Source organism: Bacillus sp. AFS098217, from assembly GCF_002551815.1.
Taxonomy (GTDB): Bacteria; Bacillota; Bacilli; order Bacillales; family Bacillaceae_G; genus Bacillus_A.
Genome location: NZ_NVPR01000038.1, coordinates 151573 through 171513, shown reverse-complemented (window position 1 = coordinate 171513; position 19941 = coordinate 151573). Strand labels below are relative to the sequence as shown.

22 protein-coding genes and 1 other annotated feature are annotated in these 19941 nt (G+C 37.2%); of the genes, 19 read left to right on the top strand and 3 right to left on the bottom strand.

The window, feature by feature from the left end; genetic code table 11:
• Positions 1-363 precede the first annotated feature (363 nt).
• Positions 364-1707, top strand: a complete 1344-nt coding sequence (locus tag COO03_RS11655; protein ID WP_097897338.1) for a TrkH family potassium uptake protein — start codon at positions 364-366, stop codon at positions 1705-1707.
• 33 nt (positions 1708-1740) lie between these two features.
• On the opposite strand, the gene COO03_RS11650 is transcribed toward COO03_RS11655, so the two are convergent.
• Positions 1741-2100, bottom strand: a complete 360-nt coding sequence (locus COO03_RS11650) for an imidazole glycerol phosphate synthase (RefSeq protein ID WP_097897349.1) — start codon at positions 2098-2100, stop codon at positions 1741-1743.
• A gap of 204 nt (positions 2101-2304) precedes the next feature.
• On the opposite strand from COO03_RS11650, the gene ytfJ reads away from it, so the two are divergent.
• A complete protein-coding gene (gene ytfJ, locus COO03_RS11645; RefSeq protein ID WP_097897348.1) occupies positions 2305-2766 on the top strand; it encodes a GerW family sporulation protein in 462 nt (153 codons plus the stop codon).
• A 115-nt stretch (positions 2767-2881) separates the two neighbouring features.
• Positions 2882-2971: a phosphoribosyl-ATP pyrophosphatase gene (locus COO03_RS11640; RefSeq protein ID WP_097897337.1), complete on the top strand. Its 90-nt coding sequence runs from the start codon at positions 2882-2884 to the stop codon at positions 2969-2971.
• A gap of 387 nt (positions 2972-3358) precedes the next feature.
• Here the strand turns inward: COO03_RS11640 and COO03_RS11635 are convergent, their stop codons facing one another.
• Both COO03_RS11635 and COO03_RS11630 read right to left on the bottom strand, forming a co-directional pair.
• On the bottom strand, positions 3359-3598 hold the full coding sequence (locus COO03_RS11635; RefSeq protein ID WP_141523200.1) for a YkuS family protein: 240 nt from the start codon (positions 3596-3598) through the stop codon (positions 3359-3361).
• Between the two features lie 112 nt (positions 3599-3710).
• Complete coding sequence (locus COO03_RS11630) at positions 3711-3950, bottom strand: DUF3911 family protein (protein ID WP_097897335.1); 240 nt, start codon at positions 3948-3950, stop codon at positions 3711-3713.
• A gap of 414 nt (positions 3951-4364) precedes the next feature.
• On the opposite strand from COO03_RS11630, the gene ilvE reads away from it, so the two are divergent.
• The 16 genes from ilvE (at position 4365) to hisI (ending at position 19937) form a co-directional block, all read left to right on the top strand.
• Positions 4365-5261: a branched-chain-amino-acid transaminase gene (ilvE, locus tag COO03_RS11620; RefSeq protein ID WP_097897333.1), complete on the top strand. Its 897-nt coding sequence runs from the start codon at positions 4365-4367 to the stop codon at positions 5259-5261.
• Between the two features lie 44 nt (positions 5262-5305).
• Positions 5306-5534 (top strand) — a binding site (T-box leader).
• Between the two features lie 72 nt (positions 5535-5606).
• A complete protein-coding gene (gene ilvB / locus COO03_RS11615) occupies positions 5607-7307 on the top strand; it encodes an acetolactate synthase large subunit (protein WP_097897332.1) in 1701 nt (566 codons plus the stop codon).
• Entirely contained in the window at positions 7304-7816 is a 513-nt protein-coding gene (ilvN, locus tag COO03_RS11610) for an acetolactate synthase small subunit (protein WP_097897331.1), read from the top strand. Before ilvB ends, ilvN begins: the two co-directional genes overlap by 4 nt.
• 26 nt (positions 7817-7842) lie before the next feature.
• On the top strand, positions 7843-8853 hold the full coding sequence (ilvC, locus tag COO03_RS11605; protein ID WP_097897330.1) for a ketol-acid reductoisomerase: 1011 nt from the start codon (positions 7843-7845) through the stop codon (positions 8851-8853).
• A 1-nt stretch (position 8854) separates the two neighbouring features.
• Positions 8855-10375 (top strand): 2-isopropylmalate synthase, encoded by a 1521-nt coding sequence (locus COO03_RS11600; protein ID WP_097897329.1) that lies wholly within the window; start codon positions 8855-8857, stop codon positions 10373-10375.
• 85 nt (positions 10376-10460) lie between these two features.
• Complete coding sequence (gene leuB, locus COO03_RS11595) at positions 10461-11525, top strand: 3-isopropylmalate dehydrogenase (protein WP_097897328.1); 1065 nt, start codon at positions 10461-10463, stop codon at positions 11523-11525.
• Positions 11525-12919, top strand: a complete 1395-nt coding sequence (gene leuC / locus COO03_RS11590) for a 3-isopropylmalate dehydratase large subunit (protein ID WP_097897327.1) — start codon at positions 11525-11527, stop codon at positions 12917-12919. The genes leuB and leuC overlap by 1 nt, the downstream gene beginning before the upstream one ends.
• Positions 12897-13484 (top strand): 3-isopropylmalate dehydratase small subunit, encoded by a 588-nt coding sequence (leuD, locus tag COO03_RS11585; protein ID WP_097897326.1) that lies wholly within the window; start codon positions 12897-12899, stop codon positions 13482-13484. The genes leuC and leuD overlap by 23 nt, the downstream gene beginning before the upstream one ends.
• Positions 13485-13801: 317 nt before the next feature.
• Positions 13802-15064 (top strand): ATP phosphoribosyltransferase regulatory subunit, encoded by a 1263-nt coding sequence (locus COO03_RS11580; protein ID WP_097897325.1) that lies wholly within the window; start codon positions 13802-13804, stop codon positions 15062-15064.
• Positions 15040-15675 carry an ATP phosphoribosyltransferase gene (gene hisG / locus COO03_RS11575; RefSeq protein ID WP_097897324.1) on the top strand — a complete coding sequence of 212 codons (636 nt, stop codon included), beginning with the start codon at positions 15040-15042 and terminating at the stop codon, positions 15673-15675. The genes COO03_RS11580 and hisG overlap by 25 nt, the downstream gene beginning before the upstream one ends.
• 12 nt (positions 15676-15687) lie before the next feature.
• Positions 15688-16977: a histidinol dehydrogenase gene (gene hisD / locus COO03_RS11570; RefSeq protein ID WP_097897323.1), complete on the top strand. Its 1290-nt coding sequence runs from the start codon at positions 15688-15690 to the stop codon at positions 16975-16977.
• Positions 16977-17561: an imidazoleglycerol-phosphate dehydratase HisB gene (hisB, locus tag COO03_RS11565; RefSeq protein ID WP_097897322.1), complete on the top strand. Its 585-nt coding sequence runs from the start codon at positions 16977-16979 to the stop codon at positions 17559-17561. The genes hisD and hisB overlap by 1 nt, the downstream gene beginning before the upstream one ends.
• The gene (gene hisH, locus COO03_RS11560; protein ID WP_097897321.1) at positions 17562-18191 is read left to right on the top strand and encodes an imidazole glycerol phosphate synthase subunit HisH; all 630 of its coding nucleotides are present in this window, start codon (positions 17562-17564) and stop codon (positions 18189-18191) included. It begins immediately after the preceding gene.
• Positions 18164-18883 (top strand): 1-(5-phosphoribosyl)-5-[(5-phosphoribosylamino)methylideneamino]imidazole-4-carboxamide isomerase, encoded by a 720-nt coding sequence (gene hisA / locus COO03_RS11555; RefSeq protein ID WP_097897320.1) that lies wholly within the window; start codon positions 18164-18166, stop codon positions 18881-18883. Before hisH ends, hisA begins: the two co-directional genes overlap by 28 nt.
• Positions 18877-19635, top strand: a complete 759-nt coding sequence (hisF, locus tag COO03_RS11550) for an imidazole glycerol phosphate synthase subunit HisF (RefSeq protein ID WP_097897319.1) — start codon at positions 18877-18879, stop codon at positions 19633-19635. The genes hisA and hisF overlap by 7 nt, the downstream gene beginning before the upstream one ends.
• Positions 19632-19937: a phosphoribosyl-AMP cyclohydrolase gene (gene hisI / locus COO03_RS11545; RefSeq protein ID WP_097897318.1), complete on the top strand. Its 306-nt coding sequence runs from the start codon at positions 19632-19634 to the stop codon at positions 19935-19937. The genes hisF and hisI overlap by 4 nt, the downstream gene beginning before the upstream one ends.
• The last annotated feature ends 4 nt before the right edge of the window (positions 19938-19941 follow it).

The window sequence follows — 19941 nt, the reverse complement described above, 5'->3', positions numbered from 1 at the left end:
AAAAGATAGATGTGACTTCAATGTGAATTTGAAGTGAAAGGGAAGGGGATTTTAAAAATGATGTTAAATTTCAAGAGAGTGGTAGATAGAGAATAGAAAAACAGTTATTATGAGAATATTCAGGGGCATAAAATGACAGAGAAAGAATAATTGTAAAGCTTTTCTTGTAAGAAGATATTATAGATAAAATAGTATGTAAAATGAAGGGATACTCGTTTTACTACTCGTGAAAATAAAAGTTGAAATCTATAAAAAAAAGGATTATGCTCGACTATATTATGAGATTATAAAGATTTATGTGTTTTACTAGATTTTATCTTACATAATGAGGGATAGAAGCACTTTATTAAGGGAGTTAGTGATATGCAAGAAACAAAAAAACAAGGATTTTACAATCGTTTTATACGATTAAGTCCACCGCAAATTTTAGCAATGGGCTTTTTTTGTTTAATTGTTGTCGGAGGAATGTTATTAAAACTACCGTTCGCAACAAAAGAATCGATTAGTTGGGTAGATGCCTTTTTTACGGCAACATCAGCAGCGACAGTGACTGGTTTAGGTGTTGTAGATACTTCAAGCACTTTTACAATGTTTGGTCAAATTGTTATTCTGTTTTTAATTCAAACAGGTGGTCTTGGGTTAATGACAATTGCAATTTTAATTGTATGGGTACTAGGGAAAAAAATTGGTTTGCGTCATCGATTGCTAATTGGAGAAGCATTTAACCAAACGAATATTGGCGGTCTTGTAAAATTAGTGAAACGAGTTTTTATTTTTTCTATTTGTATTGAATTAGTAGGAATCGTTTTTTTATCCATTCGATTTATCCCGGAATTTGGTTTTGGTAAAGGTCTATATTATAGTATTTTTCATGTTATTGCCTCTTATAATAATGCAGGATTTGCACTATGGCCAGATAATTTAACAAGATATGTAGGAGATCCTATTATTAATATTGGGATTTGTTCTTTAATTGCTATAGGTGGTTTAGGTTTTACGGTGTTAATTGATATATGGTATAGCCGTAGTTTTAAGAAACTATCCCTTCATTCAAAAATTATGATTCTTGGAACAATCACACTTAATGTTATTGCAATGATTGTGATTTTTATATTGGAGTATAATAATGTAAAAACATTAGGACCATTGTCTTTAGGTGACAAGTTATGGGCTTCGTTTTTCCAAGGAATTACCCCCCGTACAGCAGGATTTAATACGATTGATTATGGAGGAATGGGAGAGCCAACCATATTGTTTACGATGATTTTAATGTTTATCGGTGCAGGAAGTGTTTCGACAGGTGGGGGAATTAAGTTAACAACATTTGTTATTTTAATTACATCAGTTCTTTCCTTTTTTAGAAAAAAGGAAGACTTTGTTTTATTTCATCGTACAATCAAAATGTCAACGGTAACAAGAGCATTAGCGATTGTGGTAGCTAGCCAAATTCTTATTTTTACAGCAGTATTTTTATTAATGCTTACAGAAAACTTTAGTTTTATTCAGCTATTATTTGAAACAATTTCAGCATTCGGTACGGTTGGATTGACGATGGGAATTACGGCTAAGTTATCAGCAATTGGAAAATGTATCATTATGTTTGTTATGTTTTGTGGACTAATCGGCCCGTTAACATTGGTGTTTTCTTTAGCGCGACCAGCAAAACAAAAAATTCGATATCCATCAGAAGATGTTTTCACAGGATAAGGTATCTCGCAAAAAGCGAGATACCTTTTTTCTTTAAAAAAGCGAGAAAAATAAACCGATGATCGCAGCGCGGAATATAATAGCAACAACTGCAGCAATGCCGCCTACAATAGCAGCGATGCTGCCAGTTACAGTAGCGCCACGATTATAAGCATAAATACCGAGTAAAACAGAAACAATGCCGAAGAGTGTTGGAAATGTAAAGAGTGATAATATAGCAAGTGCAAGAGCGATAAATCCTGCTGTGGATCCTGCTGTTTTTGATTTCACATCGTCCTTATCATCATAGTTGACTCGCTGAGGTGCAACTTCTGCTGCGTACTCTTCTTTATAATCGCCTTCGACTTTATGGTTGTCATCAAATTTATCAGTCAAGGTAATAGCTCCTTTCATAACAAGGTTCATTAAGTAGTATGTATATCTTTTTCTTTTTTATTCCGCCATTCATAGGTAGCAATATCCATAAAAAAGTGAGCTGAAGTAAAGAGTTTATAGAGAAACTGTTTGCAAAAGAAGAATGAAGGGAAATTCTCCTTAATGCCTAAGAGGGGAAGGTGGGATATAAAAGTATTTTTTTCTTGGATTGTAAAACTTGGTATGAGTTCCTCTATTTTGGAAAGTATAAAAAAGAATGATAAGGAAAGGGTGGTTGAAATGATGGAACATCCAATTGAAAATTTAATGAAAACGGCAATGACAAATTTAAAAGAGATGGTAGATGTAAACACAATTGTTGGAAGTCCGGTTTCGACAGCGGATGGAAATGTTGTTTTAACTGTTTCAAAAGTAGCTTTTGGTTTTGGAGCAGGGGGAAGTGATTTTATAGGAGAAATGTCTAACGGAAAAAAACATACAGGACAAGGCCAGCAAAAAGAAGTGAAACAAGAGCATCCGTTCGGAGGCGGAAGTGGTGCGGGAGTTTCAATTAACCCAGTAGCTTTTTTAGTAGTGGGATCTGGTGGTGTACAAGTGCTGCATTTACATAGTGGTACACATTTGATTGAAAAAGCTTTGAATATGGTACCAAATACTGTCGGTAAGTTTGTAAATGGTTATTAAAGAACCAACTTGCATTTTTTAGGAATTATGATATATTAGAAAAAGTGTGCTTAGGAACGATAAATATAATTGAAATGTAAATATATATGATTTATGAAATAAGGGAGAGGAAGTTATGATTAACATCAAGAATTTGGCTGTCGGCTTATGTATGTTAGTAAGCGGATTTGTTGTTTATGTAGTAAAAGAAAAAGCGCCATTTTAAAAACAGACAGGTCATAACGTCTGTTTTTGTTTTGTCAAAATAAATATTGACGTATTTGTTATTACATGTTAAAATTTGATTTCGTGTCTCGGTTACAGCTAGTATATATTGGATATTACTTATAAATACGACATGAAAAGTTTGCGGAAGATCGGGTAATTTTATCAACAACTTTTGTGAACAGACCCTAAAAATTGTATTTATAAGCTTATACACATACTAGTGGATTAAGGAGCGGTCAGAGGAACCGTATTGATGAGAGAGAGGTAGGGCTTTCATCCAGTATATGTTACTTTCCCGTTAAGTGAATATAAAAAAAGAGAAGCCTCCTTTTCATAAGGAGGCTTCTCTTTTTAGATAAGGCAAACATAATAGACTCGTTATTTTTTACAGTCTGCTTTCAACTTTCTGACAAATTTCATCTGTTGTTAAGCCACTCGCCTTAATCACAGAACCTTTTATAGATACATCGCTGATTCCCATTACATTAGAATCCTGCCCGGTTACGACGCAACAGTCGCATCCTTGTACGTCATTTTCGGAGCGTAGTGTAATTACTTCATATCCTTTTTGTTCTAAAGCTTGTTGAACATCTGTTAAAGAATCTTCCACACCAATTTTCGCCATAAATTTCACCTCCTACCATCTCTAGTAATATGCTCAAATTTTTAGCAGATATTTATATATTTGAGAAAAAGATGATAGGAAGATATAAATTCAAGGCAGGATTGCTGTTGTATTAGTCGTTATACACACCAGTGAGCATTTGACTTACAAATTGATCATTCAATTGATCTTGAGTAGAGTAATTACTGGATTGAACATCAATTGAGGCGATAAAGTTATTATGCTGTTTTTCATTGGGTTCTACCTCTACATAATTATTGAATTTACAGAATCCCTTTGTATCCATTAAGTCAAATAGTTGCAGCATCTCCACTACTTCTTGTCTCGTTCCTTTAATTTGTACACACGCCATATTATTTTCCTCCCTCATTTGACAAATTGTTTTTTTAAAATAGGATTATGACAACTACGTAAAAAATATGATTGTTATTTTTAGACAATATTGTTTTACTTATTTTCCCCCTTTTTCATCAAAAGTCGTTGTATATTCCCGAATATATGAAATGGGACGTTCGTTTATTGAATACAATAGATTCGCAATATTTGACAGAACTCCTTCTTTTAAACAAATATTTTTTAGAACGAAAAATGACGAAAAAAATTTTTTGACATTTTGTAAACGTTAACAATGTTGATAAATCAATACAATGAAAGATGTACGTATGATTAAAAATTATAAATTTTCTAAAAATTATCTTGATTTATTTGAAAAGGAGAGTAAACTAGGAAACAATAAAAAATTCATAGAACATAGGAGGCGCTTTAAGTGAACGAGCAATGGATTTTCTTAAATGGAGCATTTGTGCCAAAAGATGAAGCTAAAGTTTCGGTATATGATCATGGTTACTTATATGGAGATGGGGTGTTTGAAGGAATTCGTGTTTATAGCGGAAATGTTTTCCGTCTTAAAGAACATCTTGTCCGTTTATATGAATCAGCAAAATCCATTATGTTAGAAATTCCATATACGTTAGAAGAAGTAACTAGTATTGTTGTTGAAACCATTCGTCAAAATAAGCTATCTTACGGATATATCCGTTTAGTCGTATCAAGAGGTGTAGGAAACCTTGGGTTAGATCCTGACTCTTGTTCGAAACCGAATGTAGTTGTAATCGCAGAGCAGTTATCTCTATTCCCGCCAGAATATTATGAAAAAGGAATCCCGGTTGTAACAGTTGCGACACGTCGTAATCGACCAGATGTATTAACTCCGCAAGTGAAGTCCTTAAATTATTTAAATAATATTTTAGTTCGAATTGAAGCGAAACTTGCTGGTGTACAAGAAGCGCTTATGTTAAATGAACAAGGCTATGTGGCTGAAGGGTCTGGCGATAATGTGTTTATTATAAAAGGAAATAAATTAATAACACCGCCAAGCTCTGCTGGGGCATTAGAAGGTATTACAAGAAATGCTATTTTAGAAATTGGCGAAAAACTTGGGTATGACGTAAGAGAAGAATTATTTACAAGACACGATGTATATGTAGCTGATGAGGTGTTTTTAACAGGAACTGCGGCTGAAGTAATTGCAGTAACAACAGTTGATGGAAGAACAATTGGTTCAGGAAAAACGGGCCTGCATACAAATCGCTTATTGGAAGAGTTTCGTAAGTTAGTTGTAGAAGATGGCGAGAAAATTTATGAAGAAAATAAAGTTGGATAATAAAAGTATAACGAACCATAAAGAATCGTTCGTTGTTATGAAATGATAAAGCATTGATAGGGAGGAGTAGTTGATTGTGAAGCCTCACAGAGAGTCGGTGGTTGCTGGAAACCGATGGTTCACGTCAACGAACATCGCCCTTGAGTGCTAAGCTGAAGCGTTTGTCTAGGCTTAGACGGTAGCTCCGTTATTAGCTAGACTCATCCCTGAGTCACTGAGGCAAGATGTATTCTTGCGAAGAAGGGTGGTACCACGAAATCTTTCGTCCCTTCAGCACATAGCTGGAGTGTGGACGTAGGATTTTTTTATTGTAAAAAAAAATTTTAAAGGAGGTTCGTAAGAGAAATGTCTTTAAAAACGGAGGAGAAAATGGCAACTGGTGCACAGCTGTTGTTAGAAGCGCTAGGAAGGGAAGAGGTTGAAGTTATTTTTGGTTATCCAGGTGGTGCAGTTCTGCCGCTTTATGATGCAATTTATGATTGTGAGATTCCGCATATTTTAACAAGGCACGAACAAGGTGCAATTCACGCAGCTGAAGGATATGCACGAATTACAGGGAAACCGGGTGTTGTCATTGCAACAAGTGGTCCAGGTGCGACAAATGTTATCACTGGTCTTGCGGATGCGATGATTGATTCATTACCGCTTGTTGTTTTCACAGGGCAAGTCGCTACGACTTTAATCGGAAGTGATGCTTTTCAAGAAGCGGATATTATGGGGCTTACTATGCCGGTGACAAAACATAATTATCAGGTGCGAAGGGCATCTGATTTACCACGGATTATTAAAGAAGCATTTCATATTGCAAAAACAGGGCGGCCGGGCCCAGTCGTTATTGATCTTCCAAAAAATATGGTAGTAGAACAAGGAGAGCGATGTAGCGACCCGCAAATGGATTTACCGGGGTATCAGCCAAATTATGAACCGAATCCATTACAAGTTAGCAAATTATTACAAGCAATTGCAAATGCAAACAAACCGCTCATTTTAGCTGGCGCTGGTGTATTACATGCGAAAGCTACACAAGAATTAACTGATTTTGCGCGAATGCACAGTATACCTGTTGTTCATACACTCCTTGGATTAGGAGGGTTTCCACCAGATGATGAATTATTTCTAGGAATGGGAGGAATGCATGGTTCATATACAGCAAACATGGCTTTATATGAGTGTGATTTACTTATCAATATTGGTGCAAGATTTGATGACCGTCTTACAGGGAATTTAGCATATTTTGCGAAAGAAGCTGTTGTTGCACATATTGATATTGATCCAGCAGAAATTGGGAAAAATGTTCCGACAGCAATTCCAATTGTGGCGAGTGCAAAGCAGGCACTAGAAGCGTTGTTAGATTCTAAAGAGAGAAAAGAAAATCATCAAGAATGGCTTTCACTTTTAAAAAGTAGAAAAGAACAATATCCGTTTTTTTATAAACAAGATTCAGAAAAAATTAAACCGCAAGCAGCAATTGATATGTTATATGAAATTACAAAAGGGAAAGCAATTATTACAACTGATGTTGGTCAGCATCAAATGTGGGCTGCGCAATACTATCCGCTGAAATCTCCAGATAAGTGGGTGACATCAGGAGGACTTGGTACGATGGGATTTGGGTTTCCAGCAGCAATCGGTGCGCAAATTGCTAAGCCAGAAGAATTGGTAGTAGCAATTGTTGGGGATGCTGGTTTTCAAATGACATTACAAGAACTGAGTGTATTGAAGGAACACTCTTTACCAGTTAAAGTTTTGATTTTAAATAATGAAGCTTTAGGAATGGTAAGACAGTGGCAAGATGAGTTTTATAATCAAAGATATTCTCACTCATTACTTTCTTGTCAGCCAGACTTCGTAGCACTTGCTCATGCATATGGCATAAAAGGGGTAAGAATTGAAAACCCATTACTTGCAAAGAAGGAGTTACAAGCAGCAATTGAATCGCAAGAACCTGTAGTAATTGATTGCCGGGTACTTCAGTCTGAAAAAGTTATGCCGATGGTTGCTCCTGGAAAAGGTGTTCATCAAATGGAGGGGGTGGAAAAGAGATGAAAAGGATTGTTACAGCAACCGTTCGAAACCAGAGTGGCGTATTGAACCGAATTACAGGCGTCATGACGCGAAGACATTTTAATATTGAAAGTATCTCAGTCGGCCATACAGAATCATCTGATATTTCAAGGATGACATTTGTCGTACATGTTGAGAATGAACAACAAGTTGAACAGTTAATTAAACAGCTTCATAAACAAATTGATGTACTCAAAGTGTCTGATATTACAGAAGAAGCTATGATTGCAAGAGAACTCGCTCTTATTAAAGTAGCAACATCAAGTGTATCAAGAGCAGAATTATACAGTTTAATTGAACCATTCCGAGCCACTGTAATAGATGTTGGTAAGGATTCCATAGTTGTACAAGTAACAGGTACGCAAGAAAAAGTAGAGGCTTTAATTGAACTACTGCGACCATATGGTTTAAAAGAAATTGCAAGAACAGGTGTTACTGCTTTTACGCGTAGTATGAAAAAACAAGATAAACAAATTATGTTAATTCATTAATCATTTAAATATAGGGGGAAAAGAAAATGGCAAAAGTTTATTATGAAAAAGATGTAGCGGTAAATGTATTAAAGGGAAAGAAAGTAGCAATTGTTGGATATGGATCACAGGGGCATGCTCATGCACAAAACTTACGTGATAACGGTTTTGATGTGGTAGTTGGACTAAGGAGAGGAAAGTCATGGGAAAAAGCAAAAGAAGATGGTTTTTCCGTATATTCAGTGGCAGAGGCGACAAAGTTTGCTGATGTAGTCATGATTCTTCTACCTGATGAACTACAACCGGAAGTATATGAAGCGGAAATTGAACCGAATTTACAAGCTGGAAATTCACTGGTGTTTGCACATGGATTTAATGTTCATTTTAATCAAATTACACCACCAGAAGATGTAGATGTATTTCTAGTAGCGCCGAAAGGACCAGGGCATTTAGTACGTCGTACTTTTGCTGAGGGCGGAGCAGTTCCAGCGTTATTTGCTGTATATCAAGACGCAACTGGAACAGCAACTGAAAAAGCGCTATCTTATGCCGATGGGATTGGAGCAACGAGAGCGGGAGTTTTAGAAACAACGTTTAAAGAAGAAACGGAAACGGATTTATTTGGAGAGCAAGCTGTTCTTTGCGGAGGAGTTACGGCACTTGTAAAAGCAGGATTTGAAACATTAGTCGATGCTGGTTATCAGCCGGAACTTGCCTATTTTGAATGTTTACATGAACTAAAGCTTATTGTTGATCTTATGTATGAAGGTGGACTTGAAAATATGAGATATTCTGTTTCTGATACAGCGCAGTGGGGAGATTTTGTATCAGGACCGCGTGTTGTAACAGAGCATACGAAGAAAGCAATGGAGGAAGTATTAAAGGAAATCCAAGATGGTACATTTGCAAGAGGATGGATTGCGGAGCATAAAGCAGGAAGACCGCATTTCCATGCGACAAATGCACAGGAAAATGAACACCAAATTGAAGTTGTTGGACGTAAATTACGTGAGATGATGCCGTTTGTACAACCGAAAGTAAAAACGGGGGTTAAATAATATGAAGCAGATTTTGTTCATGGATACGACGCTTCGTGACGGCGAACAATCACCCGGAGTCAATTTAAATGAACAAGAAAAGTTACAGATTGCTAGGCAGTTAGAAAAACTAGGAATAAATGTAATGGAAGCGGGGTTTGCAGCAGCTTCTGAAGGAGATTTTCGCTCTGTAAAACGCATCGCTGCAACCATTCGAAATGCTTCTATTATGAGTCTAGCCAGGGCAAAAGAAAGTGATATTCGTAAGGCATATGAAGCGGTAAAAGGTGCGGTGTCCCCACGTCTACATGTCTTCTTGGCAACGAGTGATATTCATATGAAATATAAGCTTTGTATGTCAAAAGAAGATGTATTAGATAATATTCGTCGTTCTGTTATGTTAGGAAAATCGTTGTTTCCTACAGTGCAGTTTTCTGCAGAAGATGCAACGAGAACAGTAAAGCCTTTTTTAGCTGAAGCTGTAGAAGTTGCTATTCGTGCAGGAGCAGATGTCATTAATATTCCTGATACAGTGGGTTATACAAATCCAGAAGAATATTATTCTCTTTTTAAATATCTACAAGAGTCTGTTCCTTCTTACGAAAAAGCAATTTTCTCTTGTCATTGTCACGATGATCTTGGCATGGCAGTGGCAAATTCATTAGCCGCTATTGAAGGAGGAGCACTGCAAGTAGAGGGGACGATTAATGGGATTGGAGAGCGTGCAGGGAATGCCGCTCTAGAAGAAGTAGCAGTAGCTTTGCATATTCGAAGAGATTATTATGAAGCGCAGTCTTCTATGACATTGAAAGAGATTAAAGCAACAAGTACATTAGTTAGTCGTTTAACTGGAATGGTTGTACCGAAAAATAAAGCGATTGTTGGAGCGAATGCATTTGCTCATGAATCGGGAATTCATCAAGATGGTGTTTTAAAAGAAGTAACAACATATGAAATTATTGAACCAGAACTTATCGGAGAATCACAAAATCTATTTGTTCTTGGAAAACATTCTGGTCGTCATGCATTTACTGAAAAAATGAAAGAACTAGGTTATGAATTTACTGAAGAAGAGCGGGATATAGCATTTAGGGCATTTAAAAGGCTGGCAGATCGTAAAAAAGAGATTACAGAAGAAGATTTACGTGCACTTATGCTTGGAGAAGCGGCATTCTCAACACAGCAGTATACGATTAAACAATTGCAGGTACATTTTGTATCAAACAGTACACAATGTGCAACAGTTGTACTAAAAGATGAGAAAGATAACGTGTATGAGGATGCAGCAACTGGTGCAGGTAGTATTGAAGCGATTTATAATGCAATTCAAAGAATCATAGGAATTGAGTGTGAGTTAGCTGATTATCGCATCCAATCTATTACGCAAGGTCAAGATGCACTTGCTCATGTTCATGTGGAACTAAAAGAAGGATCTCATCAAGTTTCGGGATTTGGTGTTGCGCAAGATGTATTAGAAGCATCAGCTAGAGCTTATGTACATGCTGCTGGAAAATTAAAGGCATTGTTAATGCTTGTAAAGTAACGATTTGATAAGTGAGGGAGGAATTCCCTTACTTATCAAATTTATATTCTGAAAATTAAAATAAATAAAAAGGGGTGTTTATAACATGGAAAAACGTATCGTTTGTTTAGCAGGTGACGGTGTTGGACCGGAAATTATGGAGAGTGCTAAAGAAGTATTACACATGATCGAAAGGTTATATGGCCATCGCTTTTATTTACAGGATGAACAGTTTGGCGGGGCGGCCATTGATTCGTTTGGGCAACCGTTACCACCGAGAACACTTGCAGCATGTTTAGCAAGTGATGCAGTGTTACTCGGCTCAGTTGGTGGACCTAGGTGGGATGAAGCGAAAGAACGACCAGAAAAAGGATTACTTGCTCTTCGAAAAGGACTTGGGGTATTTGCAAATGTTCGTCCTGTTGCTGTAGATGAGGCAACTTCGCACTTATCTCCATTAAAGGCGGCAGATGAAGTTGATTTTGTTGTCGTTCGTGAACTAACAGGTGGGATTTATTTTTCTTTCCCAAAAGAAAGATCAGAAGAAGCAGCAACAGATACACTAACTTATCATCGTCATGAAATTGAACGTATTGTTTCTTATGCTTTTCAACTTGCAAGTAAACGGCGTAAAAAAGTTACTTCGATCGATAAAGCAAATGTTTTAGAGTCAAGTAAACTATGGAGATCTGTTACAGAAGAAGTAGCCCTTCGTTATCCAGAGGTGGAGCTCGAGCATGTTTTAGTAGATGCAGCGGCGATGGAGTTGATTCGTAATCCAGGCCGGTTTGATGTCATTGTAACCGAAAATTTATTTGGTGATATTTTGAGTGATGAAGCTTCTGTATTAGCAGGATCATTAGGAATGCTTCCATCGGCAAGTCATGCGGAGAATGGTCCGTCATTGTATGAACCAATTCACGGATCAGCACCAGATATTGCAGGGAAAAATAAAGTAAATCCAATCGCAATGATGCGTTCGGTCGCGATGATGCTTGGACAGTCATTTGAATTAACAAGAGAAGGAGAGGCGATTGAATATGCGATTACTGCAGTTCTTCAATCAGGGAAATATACAGCGGATATAGGTGGAAATGAAACAACAACTTCGTTTACAAAGGCTGTACTTCAAGAAATGGAAGAACAAGCGCTAGTTGGGAGAGGGAGATAATGGGGAAAAGATTACTAGATAAGTTGTGGGAAAGACACGTTGTTGCGACAAATGAAAATGGATTAGATTTATTATATATTGATCTCCATCTCGTACATGAAGTAACATCACCGCAAGCTTTTGAAGGATTACGGCTTGCCAATCGAACTGTTAGAAGGGCGGATTTAACATTTGCAACAATGGATCATAATATTCCAACAAAGGATGTTTGGAACATTACAGATCGCATTGCGAAGCAACAATTAGATACACTTCGTAATAATTGTAAACAATTTAATGTTCCATTAGCGGATATTGGTGATGAAGCGCAAGGTATTGTTCATGTTATTGGTCCAGAGCTCGGACTGACGCAGCCAGGAAAGACAATTGTATGTGGTGATAGTCATACGGCAACTCACGGAGCGTTTGGAGCGTTAGCGTTTGGAATAGGTACAAGTGAGGTGGAACATGTACTAGCTACTCAAACATTGTGGCAACGAAAACCAAAAGCAATGGGAATTGAATTAAAAGGAGAATTGCCAAAAGGAGTATATGCAAAAGACATTATTTTGCACCTTCTTGCTACATATGGGGTAGCGGTTGGAACCGGATATGTCATGGAGTTTTACGGAGAAGCAATTGCAGATATGGAAATGGAAGAACGGATGACACTTTGTAATATGGCAATTGAAGGTGGAGCAAAGGCAGGGATTATTGCACCAGATAAAAAAACATTTGCTTATGTAAAAGGACGCGTGCATGCGCCGAAAGAGTTTGAATTTGCAGTAGCAAAGTGGAGTGAACTTTATACAGATTCAGATGCAATTTATGATATGTGTTTTTCGATAGATGTTACAAAACTAGCACCTTATGTAACGTGGGGAACGAATCCGAGTATGGGGATTCGTATTGATGAACAGTTACCAGAACAAAATGATAAAAATGATGAAAGAGCGTTTGCATATATGGGGCTTAAACCAGGACAAAGTGCATTTGAAATTCCAATTAGGCACGTTTTTATTGGTTCTTGTACCAATTCTCGTTTATCAGACTTAGAAATTGCTGCAGCTGTTGTAAAAGGAAAAAAAGTAAAAGAAGGGGTGCGAGCGCTTGTTGTGCCAGGATCAAGGCAAGTGAGGGAAGCAGCGATGAAAAAAGGTCTGCATCGTATATTTGAAGAAGCTGGATTTGAATGGAGAGAACCTGGATGTTCTATGTGTCTTGGAATGAATCCAGACCAAGTGCCTGAAGGAGAACATTGTGCATCCACTTCTAATCGTAACTTTGAAGGAAGACAAGGAAAAGGGGCCAGAACACATCTTGTAAGTCCAGCGATGGCAGCTGCATCCGCATTATATGGTCATTTCGTTGATGTAAGAAAGGAGAGTTATGATGGAGTCATTTCGTATTCATAAAGGTACTGTTGCTGTATTAATGAATGATAACATTGACACAGATCAAATCATTCCAAAACAATATTTAAAGAGGATAGAAAGAACAGGATTTGGACAGTTTTTATTTGATGAATGGCGCTATAACAATGAGCGTCAAGAAAATCTCGATTTTCCACTAAATGCACCAGAGCGAAAAGGAGCTAGCATACTGGTTACGGGGGATAATTTTGGTTGTGGCTCTTCAAGAGAACATGCGCCATGGGCACTTGCTGATTATGGTTTCCGGGTCATTATTGCAGGAGGGTTTGCGGATATTTTTTATATGAATTGTATGAAGAATGGTATGCTCCCAATTGTTATGGGAAAAGAAATGCGTGAAGAGCTTGCATCCATTGATCCGAGAGCTGTAATAGAAGTTGATCTCGAGAACGAGATCATTATAACACCAGAGAATCGTTTTTATTTTACAATTGAGAATATGTGGAAAGAAAAATTATTAAAAGGTTTAGATGAGATTGGAATTACGATGCAATATGAACAACAAATTCAAGAATACGAACAAAAAATAGCTCACTATATTTTTTAGTGAGCTATAATTAAAAAATGAATATAAAGTTAGAATTGTATTTACTTTCTGAATTTATTGTTATATACTATGTGAAAACAAGAGGAGAAAGGGAGTAAGGATAATGATTACAGTACAATCTATGCTTACACAACTACATCATCATACATAAAACCCTTGAACCTAGCGTGAACAACGTGTAGGCACAAGGGTTATTCCCGTTGTACCTACACTCTATAAAAGAGCCTTGTAGGTATTTTTTCTACAAGGCTCTTTTTATGTTGTTCCTGATTGTTATGGTGGGCATACATTAGAAAGGAAAGGGAGTGTGGAGTTGTATGACGAAATGGAAACGAGCAAATCCAAATGGAACAAGGGATTATGTATTTGAAGAATGTACATTGATTGAAGAAGCTGAACAAAAGTTAAGACGTACTTTTTTAGAAAGAGGATATGAGGAGATTAGAACGCCTACAATTGAATTTTATGATGTGTTTTCATTTCAAAACCGTCCGATAGATGAGGAGAAAATGTATAAATTTTTTGATCAGCAAGGACGTATTATCGTTTTGCGTCCGGATATGACGATTCCTTTAGCGAGGGTAATGGGAATGCATGGTGGAGATTCTCCTGTGAAAGTAACATATAGCGGGAATGTGTTTCGAGCAAATGAATCACTTTCTGGAAAATATAATGAGATCATTCAAACGGGGATTGAAATTATTGGAATTGATAATATACGGGCTGAAATAGAATGTGTTGTAAGTGTGATTCAAGCACTTCAAGGGGTAGGTGTACATTCTTTTACAATTGAATTAGGTCAAGTTCAGTTATATAAGTGCATTGTCAAAAAACTTTCGCTTAAGGAAGAAGAAGAAATGTTATTACGCACGTATATCGAAAGTAAAAACTATGCAGCGTTATCAAGTTTTTTACAAGATAAAAATTTAGATAGAAGTGACGAAACAGTACGGTTACTTGAGAGGTTACCAAGATTATTTGGAAAGCTGGAGGTAATTGAGGAGGCAGAAAAACTTGCTTCTAATGATGAAATGAGGCAAGCAATTGCACGGGTAAAAGAAATTTATCAAACGATCGAGAAGTTAGGCTATGGATCATATATATCAATTGATTTAGGGATGATTCAACATTTGCATTATTATACAGGGGTTATTTTTAAGGGGTATATATATGAGGTTGGAGAAGAAATTGTTAGTGGGGGAAGATATGATGAATTAATTGGGAATTTTGGCGAGTCTAGGCCAGCTGTTGGATTAGCTATACAAGTAAATCAAATTGTTAGGGCACTGCAAGAACAACAAGAATCATTCAAGCGAAAGCATCTAGACGTGATGATCCATTATACATTGGAACGATTAGCAGAAGCGGAAAGACTATGTAATTTACTTCAAAAAGACGGGTGGAAAGTGGAATTATCTTTATTTGATAGTTTGCAAGACACCTTTCAATTTGCAAGAAAGAATGGAATTACAACCGTGATTGAAGTGGCAGGAGAATCATTAGTGGAATATGTTTGGAAAGAAAAATGGATGATGCAGAAAGAAGGGGAAACTTCATGCGTAACATTCAAATTGCGTTAACAAAGGGACGATTGGAGAAGCATGTCATTCCGCTTTTCGAGAAAATCGGGATTGATTGTTCGGAAATTATGGATAAAGGAAGAAAACTTGTGTTCCAAAGTGCGAATACCAATATTTCATTTATTCTAGTTAAAGCGGTTGATGTTGCAACTTACGTAGAACACGGTGTTGCAGATATAGGTGTTGTTGGAAAAGATATTTTAATGGAATATGAGAAAGATATATATGAAATGGTAGATTTGAAGGTAGGATGTTGTAAGTTTTGTATTGCATCAATTCCGACATATAATCGGGAAGGTTATCGAAAAAAGAGAATTGCTACAAAGTATCCGCATATTACTTCTAAGTATTTTCGTGATAGGGGTGAAGATGTAGAAATTATAAAAATAGAAGGTTCTGTAGAAATTGCCCCGCTCCTTGGGCTAGCAGATGCAATAGTTGATATTGTGGAAACTGGAAAAACATTGCAAGAAAATGGCTTAATTGTATTTGAAGAAATGTGCTCGATATCTGCTCGGATGATTGTAAATAAAGCTGCTTTAAAAACTAAAAAAGACGAAATATTCAGTATTATAAATAGAATGGAGTGTATCATTGCTGAAGGAAAATAAAGGAGGAGCATAATGGAGATTATGTATGAAGATTTTACAGAAGCATTATCTAGAATCAAGTTGCTAAGAGAGCACGCTAATATAATAGAAGAAACTGTTCAATTACGTGTAAGAGAAATTGTTCAAAAAGTGAGAGAAAGAAGAGATGAAGCACTATTTTCTTATACAAAATCATTCGATGGTATTGAGATAGAAGAGTTTCGTGTGACAAACGAAGAAATAGAAAATGCAAGTAAAGATGTATCGGCTGTATTTCTAGAGGCGTTACAAGAAGCAAAAAAAAATATCATATCATACCATGAAAAACAAACAAGGCAGTCTATTTTTGATTGTGAAAAAGAAGGAATCATTCGCGGGCAGCTCATTCGGCCGCTAGAAACAGTTGGTGTATATGTACCAGGAGGAACAGCATCGTATCCCTCATCGGTACTCATGAATGTATTGCCAGCTAAAATTGCAGGTGTTCAGAAAGTGGTAATGGTAACACCACCAGGAAGGAGCGGGATAGATCCTCATATTTTAGTAGCTGCACAACTTGCTGGTGTCGATGAAATTTATACAGTAGGTGGCGCACAAGCAATTGCAGCTTTAGCATATGGAACAGAATCGATTCCTAAAGTGGATAAGATTGTTGGGCCAGGAAATGTATATGTTGCTCTTGCAAAGCGAGAAGTATACGGGATAGTGAATATTGACATGATTGCTGGTCCATCAGAAATTGTGGTAATCGCAGATGAAACAGGGAACGCCTCATTTATTGCAGCTGATTTATTATCACAAGCGGAACATGATATAAGAGCAACTGCGATTTGTATTACAACAAATGCAGTGCTGGCAAAAGAAATAGAAAGAGAAATAGAAGTACAGCTTGCTACATTGCCAAGGAGTGAAATTGCTCGTGAATCCATTAAACGAAATGGAGCAATCTTTGTTGTACCTTCGTTAGAAGATGCATTTCAATTATCGAATGAAATAGCGCCGGAGCATTTAGAATTACATATAAATGATCCGATAAATGCCTTAGCTTATGTGCAACATGCAGGTTCTATCTTCATTGGTCCATATGCACCAGAGCCACTTGGAGATTATTTTGCAGGGCCGAATCATGTATTGCCGACGAGTGGAACAGCACGTTTCTTTTCACCGTTATCAGTGGATGATTTTGTGAAAAAATCAAGTTTTGTCTCCTATACGAAAGAAGCTTTAAAAAGTGTAAAGCATCATATTATAAATCTTGCAGATAAAGAAGGATTACATGCGCATGCTAGAGCCATTCAAATTCGATTTGAGGAGGAAAAATAATGCGTCAGGCAAGTCAAGAGCGGGGAACGACAGAAACAAAAATTAAACTGAGTTTACAACTAGACGAAAGTACAAATGTCTCTATTCAAACGGGCGTCGGATTTTTTGATCATATGCTAACTTTATTTGCAAGACATGGTCGATTTGGATTGCAAATTGTAGCTGAGGGAGATGTATTTGTTGATGCTCATCATACTGTTGAAGATGTTGGAATTGTGCTTGGAAATTGCTTAAAAGAAGCATTGCAAAATAAAGAGGGGATTAACCGCTACGGTGCAGCATATGTACCAATGGATGAGTCATTAGGTTTTGTGGCAATTGATATAAGTGGGAGGTCTTATCTTGTATTTCAAGGTGAGCTGACAAATCCGAAATTAGGAGATTTTGATACGGAGTTAACAGAAGAGTTTTTTAGGGCGGTTGCTCATGCTGCAAATATTACATTGCATGCACGTATCTTATATGGTAGTAATACACATCACAAAATTGAAGCGTTGTTTAAAGCGTTTGGGCGTGCGCTTCGAGAAGCTGTAGATAAAAATGAAAATATTGTTGGGGTAAACTCCACGAAAGGAATGTTGTAATTGATTGCAATTATAGATTATGGGATGGGGAATATTCGCAGCGTGGAACAAGCATTAACATGTATCGGAGCAGAATATACTGTGACGGATAATGAAAAGAAAATATTGGAAAGTGACGGTGTGATTCTACCAGGAGTAGGTGCTTTCCCAAAAGCGATGGAAGTTTTAGAGGAAAAAAATCTCGTTTTCGTACTGCAAGAGTTTGGAAAATCGGGAAAGCCGTTGCTTGGTATATGTTTAGGAATGCAACTTTTATTTGAGGAAAGCGAGGAAATCAAGAATTCGATAGGACTTGGTTTGTTGCCAGGTAGTATTCGAAAATTAAAAGTTCCTTATAAAATACCGCATATGGGCTGGAATCAATTAAAGAAAAAACGGGAAATCCCGTTGTGGAATGAAGTGGCAGACAATTCATTTGTATATTATGTTCACTCTTATTATGCAGATTGTCCAAGAGATCTTGTCTGCGGGAGTAGTAAATATGGAATTGAAATTCCAGGGTTTGTTGCAAAAGGGAATATATTCGGAGCGCAGTTTCATCCTGAAAAAAGTGGTGAAATTGGAATACAGATGCTAAGAAATTTTAAAGGAGTGGTAGAGTTATGGAAATCTTCCCAGCAATCGATTTAAAAGAAGGGCGATGTGTTCGACTTTATCAAGGAGAGTTTAACAAAGAAACAGTGATGAATGAAAATCCAGTTGACCAGGCAGCACGATTTGAAAAACTAGGAGCAAGAATGTTACACATTGTCGATTTAGATGGGGCGATCGCTGGGCAGTCGGTAAATTTGTCTGTCATTGCAGATATATGTAAGACCGTTCGTATTCCAGTGCAAGTTGGAGGGGGAGTAAGATCTCTTTTGGCAGTTGAAATGTTGTTGTCAGTAGGAGTAGAAAAAGTTATTTTAGGAACAGCGGCTTTGTATGACCGTTCATTTTTAGAAGAAGCAGTTCATTTATATAGAGAGAATATTATTGTTGGTATTGATGCAAAAAATGGCTATGTTGCAACGAGAGGCTGGCTTGATGTGTCTGAAATTTCTTACATTGAACTTGCGAAACAAATGGAGAGTGTAGGTGTACAAACGATTATCTTTACAGATATTTCGAAAGATGGGACACTTCTAGGACCGAATTTTGAACAATTACAGTTACTACAAGAAGCAGTGTCACTTCGTATTGTTGCTTCAGGCGGGGTGTCTTCACTGCAAGATGTGAAAAAGCTGAATGATATGAATGTATATGGTGTAATCATTGGAAAGGCGCTGTATGAAAAAGCAATTGATTTAGAAGAAGCGTTGCAGGTAACAAGGTTATGTTAGCAAAGCGAATTATTCCTTGTTTAGATGTAAAGGCTGGCCGGGTTGTAAAAGGTGTGAATTTTGTGGGGTTACAAGATGTGGGGGACCCTGTTGAAATAGCTGCTTTGTATAATCAAGCGGGGGCAGATGAAATTGTTTTTTTAGATATTACAGCGACGCATGAAGGTAGAAAAACGATTGTGAACGTTGTAGAGGAGACGGCATCAAAAGTATTTATTCCGCTTACAGTTGGGGGCGGTATTTCGACTGTTCAAGATATGTATAAATTGTTAAGAGCAGGTGCCGATAAAGTTTCGCTTAACTCAGCTGCGGTGCGAAATCCAAGGTTAATCGGGGAAGGTGCTGAACATTTTGGCTCACAATGTATTGTGGTAGCAATTGATGCAAGGCGAGTGAAAGAAAACAAGTGGAATGTATATGTAAATGGAGGTAGGGTTGATACAGGAATCGATGTGATAGAGTGGGCAAGGCGAGTTGTTCAGTTAGGCGCAGGTGAAATTTTGCTGACAAGCATGGATGCAGATGGAACGAAGGATGGTTATGATCTTCGTTTGACAGAAGTAATTTCCCAAAATGTCTCTGTACCAATCATTGCTTCGGGAGGATGTGGAAATGCTGAGCATATTGTAGAAGTGTTTCAAAAAACATCTGCAAATGCGGCCTTGGCAGCATCAATTTTTCATTACGGTGAATCTACTGTACAGGAAGTGAAGCAACAATTACGAAAGGCAAACATTGAGGTGAGATTATGAGACCTGATTTTTCCAAAGGATTGTTACCAGCTGTTGTGGTAGAAGAAGATACTAAAGTAATTTTAATGTTAGCTTATATGGATGAGGAAGCATATGAAAAGACGTTAGAAACAAAGAAGACATGGTTTTATTCCCGCTCAAGGCAATCGTTATGGAATAAAGGGGAAACATCTGGTCATGTTCAATACGTTCAATCTCTTTATTTAGATTGTGATCAAGATGCAATTGTAATTGTTGTAAAGCAAATAGGGCCAGCGTGTCATACAGGTGAGAAAACGTGTTTTCATCACAAAATTATATAGGGGG

Bases quoted from the DNA above. Each gene is read 5' to 3' on its own strand.
- COO03_RS11640 (WP_097897337.1), top strand. From the start codon at position 2,882: ATGATTAACATCAAGAATTTGGCTGTCGGCTTATGTATGTTAGTAAGC.
- ytfJ (WP_097897348.1), top strand. From the start codon at position 2,305: ATGAGTTCCTCTATTTTGGAAAGTATAAAAAAGAATGATAAGGAAAGG.
- hisB (WP_097897322.1), top strand. From the start codon at position 16,977: ATGCGTCAGGCAAGTCAAGAGCGGGGAACGACAGAAACAAAAATTAAA.
- leuD (WP_097897326.1), top strand. From the start codon at position 12,897: ATGGAGTCATTTCGTATTCATAAAGGTACTGTTGCTGTATTAATGAAT.
- hisD (WP_097897323.1), top strand. From the start codon at position 15,688: ATGGAGATTATGTATGAAGATTTTACAGAAGCATTATCTAGAATCAAG.
- COO03_RS11630 (WP_097897335.1), bottom strand. From the start codon at position 3,950: ATGGCGTGTGTACAAATTAAAGGAACGAGACAAGAAGTAGTGGAGATG.
- hisF (WP_097897319.1), top strand. From the start codon at position 18,877: ATGTTAGCAAAGCGAATTATTCCTTGTTTAGATGTAAAGGCTGGCCGG.
- hisA (WP_097897320.1), top strand. From the start codon at position 18,164: ATGGAAATCTTCCCAGCAATCGATTTAAAAGAAGGGCGATGTGTTCGA.
- ilvC (WP_097897330.1), top strand. From the start codon at position 7,843: ATGGCAAAAGTTTATTATGAAAAAGATGTAGCGGTAAATGTATTAAAG.
- COO03_RS11635 (WP_141523200.1), bottom strand. From the start codon at position 3,598: ATGGCGAAAATTGGTGTGGAAGATTCTTTAACAGATGTTCAACAAGCT.
- ilvN (WP_097897331.1), top strand. From the start codon at position 7,304: ATGAAAAGGATTGTTACAGCAACCGTTCGAAACCAGAGTGGCGTATTG.
- leuB (WP_097897328.1), top strand. From the start codon at position 10,461: ATGGAAAAACGTATCGTTTGTTTAGCAGGTGACGGTGTTGGACCGGAA.
- ilvB (WP_097897332.1), top strand. From the start codon at position 5,607: ATGTCTTTAAAAACGGAGGAGAAAATGGCAACTGGTGCACAGCTGTTG.
- COO03_RS11600 (WP_097897329.1), top strand. From the start codon at position 8,855: ATGAAGCAGATTTTGTTCATGGATACGACGCTTCGTGACGGCGAACAA.
- COO03_RS11580 (WP_097897325.1), top strand. From the start codon at position 13,802: ATGACGAAATGGAAACGAGCAAATCCAAATGGAACAAGGGATTATGTA.
- COO03_RS11655 (WP_097897338.1), top strand. From the start codon at position 364: ATGCAAGAAACAAAAAAACAAGGATTTTACAATCGTTTTATACGATTA.
- leuC (WP_097897327.1), top strand. From the start codon at position 11,525: ATGGGGAAAAGATTACTAGATAAGTTGTGGGAAAGACACGTTGTTGCG.
- hisG (WP_097897324.1), top strand. From the start codon at position 15,040: ATGCGTAACATTCAAATTGCGTTAACAAAGGGACGATTGGAGAAGCAT.
- hisI (WP_097897318.1), top strand. From the start codon at position 19,632: ATGAGACCTGATTTTTCCAAAGGATTGTTACCAGCTGTTGTGGTAGAA.
- COO03_RS11650 (WP_097897349.1), bottom strand. From the start codon at position 2,100: ATGAAAGGAGCTATTACCTTGACTGATAAATTTGATGACAACCATAAA.